The organism is Spirochaetota bacterium (genome assembly GCA_038043445.1).
Lineage (GTDB): Bacteria > Spirochaetota > Brachyspiria > Brachyspirales > JACRPF01 > JBBTBY01.
This window is the reverse complement of sequence record JBBTBY010000055.1, coordinates 1-14128: the sequence shown is the minus strand read 5'-3', so window position 1 is coordinate 14128 and position 14128 is coordinate 1. Positions and strand designations below refer to the sequence as shown.

Annotated in this window: 12 protein-coding genes; 3 read left to right on the top strand and 9 right to left on the bottom strand. The window is 55.9% G+C overall.

All coding sequences use genetic code 11. The features are described 5' to 3' along the window. Positions 1-53: 53 nt before the first annotated feature. Positions 54-2006 carry a beta-galactosidase trimerization domain-containing protein gene (locus AABZ39_08255; protein MEK6794752.1) on the bottom strand — a complete coding sequence of 651 codons (1953 nt, stop codon included), beginning with the start codon at positions 2004-2006 and terminating at the stop codon, positions 54-56. 215 nt (positions 2007-2221) lie between these two features. On the opposite strand from AABZ39_08255, the gene AABZ39_08250 reads away from it, so the two are divergent. Next, positions 2222-4111 carry a beta-N-acetylhexosaminidase gene (locus AABZ39_08250; GenBank protein ID MEK6794751.1) on the top strand — a complete coding sequence of 630 codons (1890 nt, stop codon included), beginning with the start codon at positions 2222-2224 and terminating at the stop codon, positions 4109-4111. 11 nt (positions 4112-4122) lie between these two features. On the opposite strand, the gene AABZ39_08245 is transcribed toward AABZ39_08250, so the two are convergent. From AABZ39_08245 to lsrF, 5 genes are all read right to left on the bottom strand, one after another. Next, entirely contained in the window at positions 4123-5178 is a 1056-nt protein-coding gene (locus AABZ39_08245) for a hypothetical protein (GenBank protein MEK6794750.1), read from the bottom strand. Continuing rightward, positions 5175-6026 (bottom strand): peptide chain release factor N(5)-glutamine methyltransferase, encoded by an 852-nt coding sequence (gene prmC / locus AABZ39_08240; GenBank protein MEK6794749.1) that lies wholly within the window; start codon positions 6024-6026, stop codon positions 5175-5177. Before prmC ends, AABZ39_08245 begins: the two co-directional genes overlap by 4 nt. A gap of 250 nt (positions 6027-6276) precedes the next feature. Beyond that, a complete protein-coding gene (locus AABZ39_08235; protein ID MEK6794748.1) occupies positions 6277-6663 on the bottom strand; it encodes a hypothetical protein in 387 nt (128 codons plus the stop codon). After that, a complete protein-coding gene (locus AABZ39_08230; GenBank protein MEK6794747.1) occupies positions 6660-7679 on the bottom strand; it encodes an alcohol dehydrogenase catalytic domain-containing protein in 1020 nt (339 codons plus the stop codon). Before AABZ39_08230 ends, AABZ39_08235 begins: the two co-directional genes overlap by 4 nt. Continuing rightward, on the bottom strand, positions 7676-8563 hold the full coding sequence (lsrF, locus tag AABZ39_08225; protein MEK6794746.1) for a 3-hydroxy-5-phosphonooxypentane-2,4-dione thiolase: 888 nt from the start codon (positions 8561-8563) through the stop codon (positions 7676-7678). The genes AABZ39_08230 and lsrF overlap by 4 nt, the downstream gene beginning before the upstream one ends. Before the next feature lie 285 nt (positions 8564-8848). Between lsrF and AABZ39_08220 the strand changes: the two genes are divergently transcribed. After that, positions 8849-9514, top strand: coding sequence for a hypothetical protein (locus tag AABZ39_08220; protein MEK6794745.1), 666 nt, complete (start codon positions 8849-8851; stop codon positions 9512-9514). Positions 9515-9624: 110 nt separating this feature from the next. Here the strand turns inward: AABZ39_08220 and AABZ39_08215 are convergent, their stop codons facing one another. The 3 genes from AABZ39_08215 to AABZ39_08205 all read right to left on the bottom strand — a co-directional run bounded on the left by AABZ39_08215 (position 9625) and on the right by AABZ39_08205 (position 12249). Beyond that, positions 9625-10485, bottom strand: a complete 861-nt coding sequence (locus AABZ39_08215) for a tyrosine-type recombinase/integrase (GenBank protein ID MEK6794744.1) — start codon at positions 10483-10485, stop codon at positions 9625-9627. A gap of 119 nt (positions 10486-10604) precedes the next feature. After that, complete coding sequence (locus AABZ39_08210) at positions 10605-10946, bottom strand: P-II family nitrogen regulator (GenBank protein MEK6794743.1); 342 nt, start codon at positions 10944-10946, stop codon at positions 10605-10607. A gap of 10 nt (positions 10947-10956) precedes the next feature. Next, positions 10957-12249, bottom strand: coding sequence for an ammonium transporter (locus AABZ39_08205; protein MEK6794742.1), 1293 nt, complete (start codon positions 12247-12249; stop codon positions 10957-10959). A 284-nt stretch (positions 12250-12533) separates the two neighbouring features. Between AABZ39_08205 and AABZ39_08200 the strand changes: the two genes are divergently transcribed. Continuing rightward, on the top strand, positions 12534-14128 hold a 1595-nt coding region (locus AABZ39_08200), incomplete at its 3' end, for a hypothetical protein (protein ID MEK6794741.1).

Genomic DNA, 14128 nt, shown 5'->3' with positions numbered 1-14128 from the left:
GCCAGCTGCCTGTCAGCACTCGCGCGAAAACCGGCAACAAGGTCTTGTAACCGTCACCACACCGCGCGAAAAATCCCGCCGCTCATCGCAGGTATCGAAATACCCCACGATGCGCCCTTCTTCGCGCATGTCCCGTAACCGTCAGCAGCATTTGCGAATTCTTTCGGCATCGCTTCGCAGAGTATATCGGCAGTAAAAACCGCGTTCGTATGATTGACGACAGTGAAATATCCTTCCCGTTCGGAAATGGCATGATAGGTACGTTCGATGAACGGCGCATCGGCAAGCTCTATCGCATCGCGTATCCCCGCTGTCTGTTTCAGATATGCGTATATCTTCCATGATGCATCATTCTCAAGCGCATGCGGCGTATTCGCCCGTATGGTCTCTATACCGGCACCGAGGAATACCGCCGTCCCTTTGCCGTACTTCTTCGATGTCATCGCCGGCGTACCGTCCGTCCAGCGCATGAGGACATCCGCGCTCTGTTCGCGTATCGAGAGACGCCAGTCCTGCTTCCCCGATATCGTCAGTCCGGCGAGTGCTTTCGGTGCCGAGGCATCGGCATTCATGGCCATGGCCTGCGCGACTTCGCGGTCGACACGATCAAGCCCGAACACCTCCGATGAGCGCGTAAAGTGACCGCCGTCATAGGAGAGGAATATCGTTGCGCCGTCATGGGCGCGCTTCATGATGCGGTTCCAATTCGTCGCAAAATAATTCGAATGCCCTGCTATGGATGGGCAGATGAGAAGATCGTATTTTTCGAGCGCGTCATGCGGGTAGATAAAATCGACTTCCAAGCCCGCCTGTTTGGCGAGCACGAACGCATTATAGAAAAGCGTCCACTTCTCGCCGCCGCCTATCTCGCGGTCGCGGAGCACTATCGCCGCGCGTTTCTTCGTTTCAGGCAATCGCTTGATATCCTTTACGACCGCGGAGAATTTTCTGAACTCCTCGCCCGCGGGCTTCACACGCTTATTCGCATCGATGAGCCCGAGGCCGTCATTCTCCATCTGCACCCAGCGATAGGGAAGTTTTTCGCCGCAGGTGAAATCGACGCCGCACCACCAGATGCAGCCGAGATCTCCGTTGGCGAACAGACTGAAAAGGCGCCGACGGATGAAATCGGCGGATGATGCTTCCGAGAGCGTCGTATCGCCGAGCGTGCCCGTCTCTTCGCAGAGGCAGGGCTTTTTCCCGAGCGATGCGTAGAAGCGGCTTTCGGCCGTCGCGTGCAGGTTCGGGCGCATGGAGTTGAGCGAATCCATGAAGCAGCCCGGCGTGAACGGCGGATACGGATGCACGGTGAACACATCGACGCTTGCCGCCGAGGCATCGATGGCCCAGGGAGTATTGTCCGTCGCATACGGAGCCAATGAGTGCATGCCGGAAATGACGGGATGATCCCTGTCATTCACACGAAGTTCATTGGCGATGGAACGAAGCCATGTCCACGCCGCCTCACCGCTCGGGCACTGCATGAAGCAGTTATGCTCATTGCCGTATTCCCATCCGATGATGGTGTTGTTGCCGCTGTAGCGCTTCGCGAATTCACCGCAGTAGAGCATCTCCCATTTGAGCATGAACGGAGCGGCATAGATATTCCTGTCCTTGCGCCATGCCACATCGAAAAGCATGCCGCTCATCCAGCCGGTCATAAGAGCGACTATCAATTTCAAGTCATGCTTCTTCGCAAGCCGGAGGACAGTATCGAAACGCTCCATCATCCGTTCATCGATCATCGATGGATTCTCTATCGATGTCGTCATCTCGTCATGACGCATGACTATCTCACGCCATTTATTGCCGACGCCCACTTCCTTGAGCGGCTGAAAATCATCCCAGACGGGGAATATGCGCACCGTGTTCATGCCGATGGCTTTTATCTCGCCGAACTCGCCGTCGATCTCAGCCTCGTTCCATTCGCTCCACATCCGCGGCCCGCGGTTGCGCGGCCAATAATTGACGCCGAGAAGGAATCTATCGCCGAGTATGGTGCTCATAGGAATGCCTCCGATTGATGATATGATATGCGTAAAACAGCATATCGCAAATATCCATTCCCGCATTTTTGATGCCTGCCCCAGTATTGGCTGACACCTCTGGCTCGGCGAAGCATCACCGCACCGGCGTATTCCTCCATTATTTTTGCAGAAAAGTCCATTCCTGCATGCCGCATCATCCATTACGATATGCGCATCCTACGGTGGAGTCATCCATGAGAACGATAGCTGTTGTCAGTGCCGATACCGAACTCAAGAAAGGGCTTTCACTGATAGCCGATCATCTGCCGGTGGTGTTCGGCGCGCGCGCCAATGCGCTGTCCGTGAGCTTCAAGCGCCGGGCGGGAGAAGGATATTCCGTGACGGTCGACGGCGACGATATCACGGTGAACTTTGCGCGGACGAATCAGGCGTTCCGCGCGCTCGGCATCATAGCCGGATATGCGAACGAGGGGAAAAAACCGAAAAGCTTCGAGGAGAAGCAATACTTCTCGCTCATCAATGTCATGCTCGATGTATCGCGCAATGCGGCGATGACGCCGGAGAAATTGAAAGAACTTTTCGTGCGCTTCGCCCTTATGGGCATCAACAGCTTCATGCTCTATACGGAAGCGAATTACGAAGTACCCGGCGAACCGATGTGGGGCTACAATATCGGCGGATATTCCATCAGGGAATTGAGAACGCTCGACGGCTGGGCGGAGTCGCTCGGCATCGAGATGTTCCCCTGCATTCAGACGCTTGCGCATCTTCGCCGGGCGCTCCAATGGCCTCAGTATGAAAGCGTTCGGGACACCGAGACCGTGCTCATGGTCGGCGAGGAAAAGACGTACGAGCTTATCGACAAGCTCGTCGGCGCAGCGATGCTGCCGTACAAGTCCAAGCGCGTACATGTGGGCATGGACGAGGCGTGGGACCTCGGCCAGGGAAATTATCTTCGCAAGAACGGCTATAAGACACACTTTGAGCTCATGCGCGATCATCTCTCACGTGTCATGGGGATATTCCGCTCGCATGGCACGAAGCCCATGATGTGGTCGGATATGTTCTTTCGCGCCGGCTCGAAAACAGGCGCGTATTACGACCTTGATGTCGTCGTTCCCGAGGACGTAAAAGCGGTGATCCCCTCGGACATGCAGCTCGTTTATTGGGATTATTATCACGCGGATAATTTCTACGAGACGTTCATCGACCGGCACGCGGACCTCAACGGCAAGAAGCCCATCATCGCCACCGGCGCGCAGACATGGAACCGCTTCTGGACGCATTACGAATACGCGCTCGGCACCATCGATCCGTGCATGACGGCGTCGAAGAAAAAGGGCGTCACCGAGGCGATAATGACGGCATGGGGCGATGACGGCAATGAATGCGATTACTATTCGTTCCTGCCGGTGATGCAGTTCTACGCCGACCACTGCTTCAACGAGAGCGTCGACCGTGCCGCTTGGCAGCGCAACATGAAAGGCTCGTGCGATATCGACTTCAACGAATGGAAGATCGCCGGGAAGATCGATCAGCCGTCGCTGATAGAAACGGGGAAATGGGCGACCAATGTCTCGAAATTCCTTCTCTGGGAGGACCCGTTCTTCGGTCTGTTCCAGCCGCTTTTCTCACGGTCGCTCGCACCGCATTTCGCATCCATTGCAGAAAAACTTTCCGCCGCCATGAAGAAGAAGCGCACGTACGACGCACGCCTGGCCCTCCCGCAGAAGCTCGCCGCCGTGCTCGCAATGAAAGCGGATTTTCCAAAGCGCCTCCACGCGGCGTATCAGGCGGGCAATAAGGCAGAGCTCCGCGCAATGGTGACAAAAGAGATACCGATGATAATTCGCGCGATAGAGTCGCTCTGGAAGACGCATCGCGATATGTGGATGTCGACCTATAAACCGATGGGATGGGAAACACTCGACTCGCGCTACGGCGCCGTGCTCATGCGCTTAAGGACAGTAGAGGACAGCGTCCGCGGGTATCTCGCCGGTGATAAAAAAACCATCGCTGAACTGGACGGTAAACGGCAAAAGATCTATTCCCTGGGAAAAGGATGTCTGCCCACCGTAAGCTATGCGAATTCATATACGGGAACATGTACGGCTGTGAATTGATACGGTAACGGCTACTGCTCGTACTGGTACATCGGCAAGGTCTTGCGGATGCGGCGGAGCATTATCTCCATGCCCTTGAGGTCATATGTTTTGGCAAGCTGATTGACGAGGAACCATGTTTCGACGAAATCCGGTACCGATGCGGAAGCCTGTATCCGTTTGACCTTATCGAGGAGCACCTTCATCTGCTCCTGCTTCAATTCCTTCTTTTCAATAGTGCGGTTTCGCGCTTCTTCCGCCTCGCGCTCCTGCACGATGAGCTTGTAATCGCGCTCGTATGCCTGGCGTATCTTTCGCAGTTCCTCGACGCGGTTGCCCGACGGACTTTCGTCGTACTTAAGGAGCTTGCAGTAGGGATCATATTCACCGAGATAGAGATAGAGTTCCTTTGCCTGCGATTCGGTGGCAAGATACGCGAGTATGACGAGCTTGGGCACTTTTTCCCGATATGCCTTGTACGCATCGACGGGCGTTTCGGTATCGATGATCTCGTATTCGACGTTCGCCAGTATCGCGAGAATATCGATCTTCAACTTGATGTTCTTCGCATGCGGCACGAACACGAGCACGCCGTTCTCGTTCTCGCGCGTATCGACCATGAAATCGTTCTTGATGCCCGACATTTCAAGCGTGCGTATCGTCGTCGCCGTTATCTCTTCGCCGTTGGGCACGATGATGTTGTACTTATCGATGCCCGGCTCATAGGTATAGATGTCTTCAGCGAGATAAAGCCTTCGCTGCTTCTTGCTCACCTTGTTCATCGCCTGGAACACGTCGAACTTCGCCTTGAGCGCGTCGAAGGTCTCCGTGTACTGCGGCTTGGGGAAGATAGCGGGATATTTCTCCCGGAGGTCCTTGAGTATCGCTTTCGGCACGATGACGTTGATGTAGCGGAGCTTTCTGTCGAGGAGCTCGTTGAGATAGGCGAGGGTGAGCACGCGCGTGCTCTGTATCTTCCCGTCCTTGAGCGAATACATCTGCGCGAGGGTATAGTCCTTGATGTCAAGCTGCAGCTTGTAGTCCTCGATGCCTTCTATCTTTTTTACGTCATCAATGTCTATTTTCACGGCTGTCCCTTTATGAATCGCGCCTTACCCGAAAGATCGTTCTCCGTACCGCAAGTATATCCGCGGCCCTTGAATATTGCAACAACTCCGGGGGCATCGTCGCCTACCTCGAGGAAAAAACGGCCTTCGGGGCTGAGCAATCTTCCTATATTATCGGCAAAGTCACGTATAAATTCCACTCCCGTCGGCCCGCCGGCCAAAGCTGTCCGGGGTTCGAACGCCAGTTCCGGCTGAAGCAAAGCGATCTCACCGTCGGCCACATAGGGCGGATTGGATATAACAATGTCAAAGCGCTCTTCGGGAACATACCGTGTCATGTCCGCTGTGAGGAACTGTATCGAATGCATGCCCAGGAGGCGGTCGGCATTGGACGCAGCCACCGCGAGCGCCCCGGGACTGATATCGATGGCAGTAACATGGATGTCCGGGCAGTATCGCGCGAGGGCTACGGCAATACACCCCGAACCGGTGCCGGCATCGAGTATGCGCTCATTGCCGGCTATCGACGCTATCGCAAGCTCGACAAGCTCCTCCGTCTCCGGGCGAGGTATGAGGACGTTGCCGTCCACATGGAAATCCATACCGAAGAATTCCTTCACCCCGGTGATATAAGCTATCGGCTCATGCTTGAGACGGCGGTCGATGCACACCTGAAAACGTTCATCCGCAGCTTTATCAATGGCATCCCTGCCGCGTATGATAAGTGCGGTACGGTCGGTCGCGAGCGCGTGCGCACAGAGTATTTCCGCTTCAAGACGCGCATTCCCCGCGATATCGGGCTTTCCGTGCGCCAGACGCCTGCTTGCGGACAGGATAATATCATTGATAGTAATGACAGAAGTATTCATTCGCCGCTATCGCAGCCTCCCCATAGCGGCTTCGCCGCCTGGCTGCGCCAAAGGCGCACGCATGACGCTCAGTATACCACCCGCCGAATCCCTGTCAAATAGAGCCGCATCTCTTGTCATGCCGTGCCGCGTTTCACTGCCGCAGCGCGGGCATTTCAGAGGATACACTCATGTACACCATGCGTGGTCGAGAAGTTCCTTGCATAACACCCTCGGCTGCCGGGGTAATTATTTCATCGGGCAGGCGCGCCTACGGATGCTTCTTCTCTTTCAACTCAAAAAGAGTGCCGTCAAGGTCGGACATGAAAAAAAGAGTCGTTTGTCCTTTGGGAATTTCGAGTATTGTAAGGCCCATGGCGCGTCCCCTATGAAGAAGGTCGGCAAGGCCTTCCACTTCAAGGCAGATATGCTCAATGGGCTTATGTGCACCCATCCGGTCGTAGATGAAAACTTCAAATAAAGCACCATTCCCGGTGTAATGAATGATCTTCAGCTCTTCATCTATACTGAATATTGCTTTGGATAGATCCCGGTGAAGTGTCTTCGGATCTGCCTTGGCCAGCCCGAGCAGGTCCCTGTAAAACCTGTCCGCGTTCGCCTCGGAACTGCATACAATACCAACATGGGCCAGCGTCATGCTTCACCTGCATTCGGATTGATTATCACTTTGATCGATTCCCGGCCGTCGAGCACAAGCCCGAACCCCTTTGCTGTCTCTGCAAGGGGAAGCCGGTGCGTGATCAGATCTTCAACGACAATAGCGCCAGACCGGAGCATCTCTATTGCCGCGGAAATATCGTCGGGGCCGCAATAATACGAAGTAAGGACACGTATTTCCCTGGTCCAGAAATCATTAAGCGGAATGGTGACCTGCTTGCCGGGTGCGGGAACCGCGAAAAATACAATAGCCCCCCCCTTGTCCACGCATTTCCACGCCTGGTCGATCGCGGGCATCGCTGATGTGCACACAATGACAGCACCGGCCTTTTTTCCGCTTTCGGCCAGACGCTCCGGCACCGCGTCACCGGCATTGATCACGGTCCCTGCGCCGAATGACTTTGCCAGCGCGAGCCGTTTCTCGTTCACATCGGTTGCCGCGACCGCAGAGCCCTTGACCGCGGCAAGTTTGATATGAAGCAGTCCGGACATGCCGCAGCCCATAACAAGCACCGTATGTCCCTTTTCTATTCCGGCAAGCCGCTGCGATCGTATAACGCAGGCAAGCGGTTCAATAAAAGTGCTCTGATCATACGTCATCCCGTCGGGAAGAAGATAGGCGCCTTTTTCCACAAGCGCTTCGGGCACGAGAATATACTCGGCATATCCTCCGGGAAGACGGTCTTTCACGTTGGTGCAGACCGGGTGATGGCCGCTGCGGCAATAGTCGCACTCCCGGCACGCCACTTTCGGGGCGATAAAGACACGGTCCCCGGGCTTGAATTTTTTTACCGCACCCCCGGTTTCAACCACCTGTGCGCCGATCTCGTGTCCCTGCACAAGCGGCGCGCGCGGCAGTCTGTACCACTCGACAATGTCGCTGCCGCAGATACCGCATGCATATACCTTCACCAGCATCTCTTTGGGGCCCGGGCGGGGAGTCGGGACCTCTTCAAGCCGAATATCGGAATTCGAATACCAGCGGGATATCTTCATTTCTCTTTCTGGTTCTTTATCGTATTGTACAGGTCAAAGGCCTTTGCCGGGGTCTCGTTATCGTGCACCACGGCACGCACTGCCTTGATCATGGCAACCGGCGCCTCAGACTGGAAAATATTCCTGCCCATATCGACCCCTGCGGCCCCTCCCTGCACGGCATTGTAGGCCATGGTGAGGGCATCTAGTTCAGGCAGTTTTTTACCGCCCGCCATGACGATCGGCACCGGGCACGATGCGCACACGGTATCAAAACCCTTATCGACATAATATGTTTTTACATACTGGGCGCCAAGTTCGGCGCAAATGCGTGTCGCCAGCCTGAAATAGCGGGCATCGCGCACCATGTCCTTGCCTACAGCCGTGACCGCGAGCGTGGGAATGCCGTACCTGGTGCCCTGGTCGACCATGCGCGTCATGTTCTTAATGGATTCGCGTTCGTGTTCGCCGCCGATAAAGACCTGCACTGCCATAGCGCACACATTGAGCCTGGCCGAATCCTCGATATCGACCGCGATATCCTCATTCGAAAGTTCCTTGAGAATGCTCGTGCCCCCGGAAACCCTGAGAACTATTGATTTCGATGTTGATGGCGGAATAATGGTGCGAAGGATGCCCCGCGTGAGCATGAGCGTGTCCGCATACGGTACAAGGGGAAGGATTGAAATATCGACCCGTTCCAGACCGGTCGTAGGTCCCTGGAAATAGCCATGGTCAATGGCCAGCATCACGGTACGGCCCGATTCGGGGTTGAAAATGCGCGCAAGCCTGTTCTTCATACCCCAATCAAGGGAATTCGAACCCTTGAGAAAAAAGGCCTCTGACTTTTGGGGAATGTCGGCGTGATAATTTTTCGCTTCTTTTACTTCGTCCAAGTCCGCCATGGATGTGCTCCTTACTATGGATCAGGAATTTTCATTGCCGGCTGCGACAACAGCCACGCCGCCAAGTATACCATCCGCCGAATCCCTGTCAACACACTCCCCGCCGAAAAGCTCACGTATCTCGGTATCAAAATTCTCACTGTATTCTCAGGTATGATACCCCGCTCCCCCGCGGTCTTTTTCTCCGTGTTTGCATATTTCTTACGCAAGCATATATGTTCCCTGTAACAAACCCCCGCATGCCGGGGTACATCGATGCATCACTGTCCGACTAAGGAGGGACATATGTCACGTTTCGTTACTGTACTTGCGATGGCGCTCTCGTCGCTTGCCGTACTGCCGCTTACCGCGCAGACGGTGCCGCCCGCCGAAAAGGCAGACTATTTCTGGCAATGGGCGAAGGCCGATCCGCTTCTGGCAAAAGAACTCGCCGAGGTCTATAAGAGCCAGGCCTCATGGCGCGATGAGATCAAGGGAGACGATGCAAAAGACGCGCTCAAAATGAAATGGATACTTGAGAATTCCGCGAAGCATCCGAAGCTCGCCGAGGCGGCTTTCGAATGGGCCGATAAACACCCGTTGAAGACAGAATGGCTCTGGAAGCATCCGAAAGCGGCCGATTGGGTATGCGAGAACCGGGCTGACAGGGTGGAATTCCTCAAGAACCACCCCGGACTCGCCCATCGTATGAAGGACAACGTCAAGGTTGCCGCATTCCTGAAAACACGTCCGGAAATACGCGATCGTGCTGAGGATGTACGCGATAAACGCGAGGACGTCCGTGACAAGAAAGAGGACGTGCGCGACAAGCGCGAGGATGTACGCGACGCGAAACATGACGGCGGGAAACTCGACAAGGCCGAGGATGTGCGCGACAAACGCGAAGACGTGCGTGACCGCAAGGAAGATGTCCGTGACCGGCGCGAGAACGTTCGCGACAGAAGGCGCTAGAGGGTTTCACAGCTGAGACGACCAGAGCGGCCGGGGATACCCCGCGCCGCTCTTTTTTTATCCGATGGCGTTTGTCCCTAGCTCTTCCGCTAATACCCGATCCGCCGCGATCATATCGCAAGCGGGTGTGCCGATTCGATGTCACGTTGTATGTTTTCAGGGAATACGGTGATATAGCGCATCGTTGTGCGCATATCCAGATGTCTGAGGAAGCGCTGCACGCTCGGCATTGGTGTGCCGGATCCCGCAAGATGTGAAGCGATGGAGTGCCGAAACGCATGCATATGAAAGCGAATGCCGAGCTCCCTGCTTATCCGCCGCACACGGGTCTGCACGGAGGATATACCGATCGGCATGAACGTTCGGCCGATGAAAAGCGTATCCGTGCCGAGGGCAAGTGATCTGCGGAACCGTATGTATGCGAGCATATCGGGATGCATGACGAAGGGGATGCGGCATGCCGCCCCGTTCTTCTGTTCAGCGCCGATGAATATCGTCCGTGCGTTAAGATCGATGTCGGATATCTTGAGCGACAGTATCTCGCTGATACGCATGCCGGTCAGATATGCCATGAGACAGATGAGATAGATGCACCGGTCGCGCCGCTTGAGATAGGCGAGCACGCGAGCACATTGATCCTTCGTAAGGCACAGCGGCATAGTACGCGGTTCGCGGGGAAGCCGCGCCTGACGTATGACAGCGGTGCTGAAACGCCCGCGTGCGTCGCTCAGGGACAGATGATGCAGGAACGTGCCGAGCGTCCGGCGGCAGAGACGGACCGTAGCATACGCGTAGCCTTCCGAGAACATCCATGCGAAGAAACGCTGTGCGTCGAGCGCGGTGAGATGTGACAGCGAGATACGGCGGCTTCCCAGATATCGTATGAGTATCTTGATGCAGTGCCCGTATGCTTCTACGGAGCGTCTGCGCAGGAACGGCCGCCGTTCCTCGAGCCATCGGCGCGCTGCCATTGTCAGTAGTCTCCTTACTGTATACATTATCCCTCCGGTGATGCATGTCGTTACCGAAAGTATATCACATGCATTGCGGTGAACGGGATATGCCGAAAAACAGCAAGAGGGCGATCTTGTTATCCGATGGCGTTGTGCCCGCGCTCTTCCGTGCGAATGCGTATGCATTCCTTGAGGTCATAGATGAATATCTTGCCGTCGCCGACCTCGCCGGTCTTCCCTCCGGCAATGATCGCCTTTACCGTGCGGTCAACGTAATCCTCATTAACGGCTATCTCGATGCGTATTTTCCTGAGCAGGTTCCCCGTCTCTCGCGCGCCGCGGTACACTTCGGTCACACCCATCTGCCTGCCGTGCCCGAGAACCTCGCTCACCGTGATGAGGTTCACATCCGCTTTATAGAGCTCATCCTTCACCTGTTCGAGACGATGCGGCTGTACTATCGCTACTATCATTTTCATTGGCGGCTCCTTATTCGACTACCGTGTAGCCGCGTTCGTTATGCTGGGTGATATCGAGGCCCATCGCCTCTTCCTTTTCGTTCACACGTACGTGCAGGATGAGATCGAGCACTTTATAGAGCACGAATGTGACGATGAAAGCGTATGCGGTCACCACGGCCGCGGCGATTATCTGCGCGGAGAAAAGCTTCGTCGAACCGAACACCAGACCGGTGTAATTCGCCTGTACTTCAGGATTGGCGAACAGCCCTACCGCAATGGTACCCCAGATACCGCCGATGCCGTGTACGCCGAAGGCATCGAGCGCATCATCGTAACCGAATTTCGGTTTTACATACACGACCATGATATAACAGAGCGCGCTCGCGACGCTCCCGATGATGATGGCCGCCGGCATATCAACGAAGCCCGCAGCCGGGGTTATCGCCGCAAGACCGGCTATCGCGCCGGTTGCGCTCCCGAGCGTGGTGGGTCGTTTGACAAGGAGCCAATCGAGCACCAGCCAGACCATTGTCGCCGCAGCGGCCGAGGTATTGGTAACGACGAACGCGTTCGCAGCGATGCCGTTGGCGGAGAGCGCGCTTCCCGCATTGAAGCCGAACCATCCGAACCAGAGCATCGCCGCACCGAGCATAGTGAACGCAAGATTATGCGGCGGTGTCGGCTTGAGGTAATTGCGCTTGCCGATGATGATGGCGGTAACGAGCGCTGCAACACCGGCATTGATGTGAACGACGATACCCCCCGCGAAGTCGACGGCGCCGAGCTTCGAGAGCCACCCGTTCGTTGCCCACATCCAGTGAGCGACCGGGCAATAGATGAGAAGTGTCCAGAGCACGCTGAAGAGAAGGAATGTCGAGAATTTCATCCGTTCCGCAAAGGCGCCGATGATGAGCGCGGGTGTTATCACAGCGAACATCCCCTGGAATATCATGAAGGCCAGATGCGGCACGGTCGTCGCATAGAGCTCGCTCGGTACGACGCTCACCCCTTTCAGGAAGGCCCAGGATAATCCGCCGAGCACACCCGGTATCAGTTCATCCGGACCGAACGCGAGCGCATAACCGACGATCACCCAGAGAAGGCTTATCGCCGCGAGACTTACGAAACACTGCATGAGCACATTAAGGATATTCTTGCGCTTTACGAGTCCGCCATAGAAGAACGCGAGTGCGGGCACGGTCATGAACATGACGAGCGCGGATGAAATGAGCACCCAGGCGGTATCGCCGGTGTTCACTCCCGATTGAGCGAATACCGCCGCCGGGATACACAGAAATAGAACAAGTGGTCGGATACGCATACTGGCTGATCTCCTCTTGTGCAGTTGGTACAGAAATGCACTGTGTAAGTGCAAGAAGCATGCCAGCGCACATGCCGGTGCACATGCATACTTATGCAGCAAGTGCGTGCAATGTGTGCAGGATGCCGCGGTGATGAACGGATATTTAAACATTTTTTGTGCATGCACCGAATTCGCGCACAGATATGATGCAGAATCGAACGTGCACGGGAGAGCGGCACCGTACCATCGCGTTGCTTTTCTTCCCTGTTCGTGGTAATCTGCCGGCATGGATACGCGAGCACATGGGTAATATCATCGAGACAGCGTCGACACCGCTCGGGCGCATCACCGAAGAGTATGCCGCACTTGTCATGCTCCTCAAAAGGAAGCGCGACATCGAGAAGGAACAGGCGGTGGAAACCATTGTTTCCAGCGGACTTCCCCTTTCAGAAAAGATAGATCAGATACTGCAGATAGACGGCGATAAGCCGTTCAAAAGCCAGCTTCATCTCCTTCGCCGCACCAAGGGCGACGACGAGGACGATGCCCCCGAAGAGACGGTCGATGCGGCGGTCAGCCGCGAGCTCGCTCGTGACGGCATCTATACGCACTATATCGTCAGGGAACGGCGGCGCGAACTGCGTATGGTCCCGCGCCGGGCGGGATTCTTTACGTTCTTCTTTTTCGAGATACCGAAGATACGCCGCTTCGCCGGGGAAACGAAGGCGCTCGAGTGCCGCTATTTCCCGCCGCGCCTTCGGATACCACCCGAGGTCGAATTGTTCTTCCGCGAACGGATAAAACCCGCGGCAGCGACGATACTCCCCTACCTCCTCCGCGCTGAACGCGAGGGCTGGCGCATACTGCCGCGATCGGAATACAATCTCATCGCTGAGTTCCGTATTCTCTGCGAAACGATCATCGCCGCCATCGACGGCACCAACCGCCGCGGGGAATTCGATTTCTCCATACGCTTAAGCCGCATCGTCAATCCGTTCCTGCTCATCCACCACCATCGTGAGAACGCGAAAACGATAGCGAACGCCGCCTTCAAAGTGCTCACGGTCATGGGGGAAAGCACGAAAATAAAGGATGCGGTCACGCTCATCGGCGATATCCTTCTCCCCTCGACGCACGGCATATCGCTCCATGCGATAGTGACAGCGCTCCACATCATCGAATGCCGGAGAATGCTCTCCCTTGATGATGTCATCAACCGCGGGGTAAAAGGCGTCTTTGCGAATTACACGTTCACCTGCGCACCCGAAGTACAGCGCGAGATAGATGCCGCGGTCAATGTACTCCTCGACAGGCTGTTCGGTCAGGTTGAAAAACGGGAGCATGCGAAGGTCGTGCGATCGTTCCTGAGCTTCACCCCCGACGGGAGCTGCGATACGGGCCTGCTCATGGAATTCGTGTACGGCACGGGCTCCAAACGCGACGGCGATATGCTCGCGTTCTCCGGGCATCTCGCTCGGAGTTTCCTGAACGCATACGATCAGTTCCTCCGCTCGCAGATAATCATCGAAGGCGGTTCACACGCGCGCATCTTCGAGGAGCCGGTGTTCCACGCCCCGGTCACGGAATTGACGCAGGTGCTCGATGAGATCGACGGGTATCACGACGCCTCGCGCGACGGGAATGTCCCCATGCATACATACCATGCCGCCGCGAGCACGACGGGTTTCCGCGCCGACGCACCGTTCATCGGACGCATCGCCGCCGGGTTCTTCGATATCGCCGAACGCCTCGCCGTGATACACGAGACGGGCTCGAGCGGCGGTGATGTGCAGCCCATACCGACGAGCATGCTTTCCGCCGGCGACATCGTCATACCGCATGCCGACCGCTTCGTAGCGACGAGGCTCATGCCTACCGGCAGAACGGTGCGCGCGAC

Excerpts from the sequence above, each read along its gene's own strand:
- AABZ39_08255 (MEK6794752.1), bottom strand. The coding sequence starts at position 2,006 with ATGAGCACCATACTCGGCGATAGATTCCTTCTCGGCGTCAATTATTGG.
- AABZ39_08250 (MEK6794751.1), top strand. The coding sequence starts at position 2,222 with ATGAGAACGATAGCTGTTGTCAGTGCCGATACCGAACTCAAGAAAGGG.
- prmC (MEK6794749.1), bottom strand. The coding sequence starts at position 6,026 with ATGAATACTTCTGTCATTACTATCAATGATATTATCCTGTCCGCAAGC.
- AABZ39_08235 (MEK6794748.1), bottom strand. The coding sequence starts at position 6,663 with ATGACGCTGGCCCATGTTGGTATTGTATGCAGTTCCGAGGCGAACGCG.
- AABZ39_08230 (MEK6794747.1), bottom strand. The coding sequence starts at position 7,679 with ATGAAGATATCCCGCTGGTATTCGAATTCCGATATTCGGCTTGAAGAG.
- lsrF (MEK6794746.1), bottom strand. The coding sequence starts at position 8,563 with ATGGCGGACTTGGACGAAGTAAAAGAAGCGAAAAATTATCACGCCGAC.
- AABZ39_08220 (MEK6794745.1), top strand. The coding sequence starts at position 8,849 with ATGTCACGTTTCGTTACTGTACTTGCGATGGCGCTCTCGTCGCTTGCC.
- AABZ39_08215 (MEK6794744.1), bottom strand. The coding sequence starts at position 10,485 with ATGGCAGCGCGCCGATGGCTCGAGGAACGGCGGCCGTTCCTGCGCAGA.
- AABZ39_08210 (MEK6794743.1), bottom strand. The coding sequence starts at position 10,946 with ATGAAAATGATAGTAGCGATAGTACAGCCGCATCGTCTCGAACAGGTG.
- AABZ39_08205 (MEK6794742.1), bottom strand. The coding sequence starts at position 12,249 with ATGCGTATCCGACCACTTGTTCTATTTCTGTGTATCCCGGCGGCGGTA.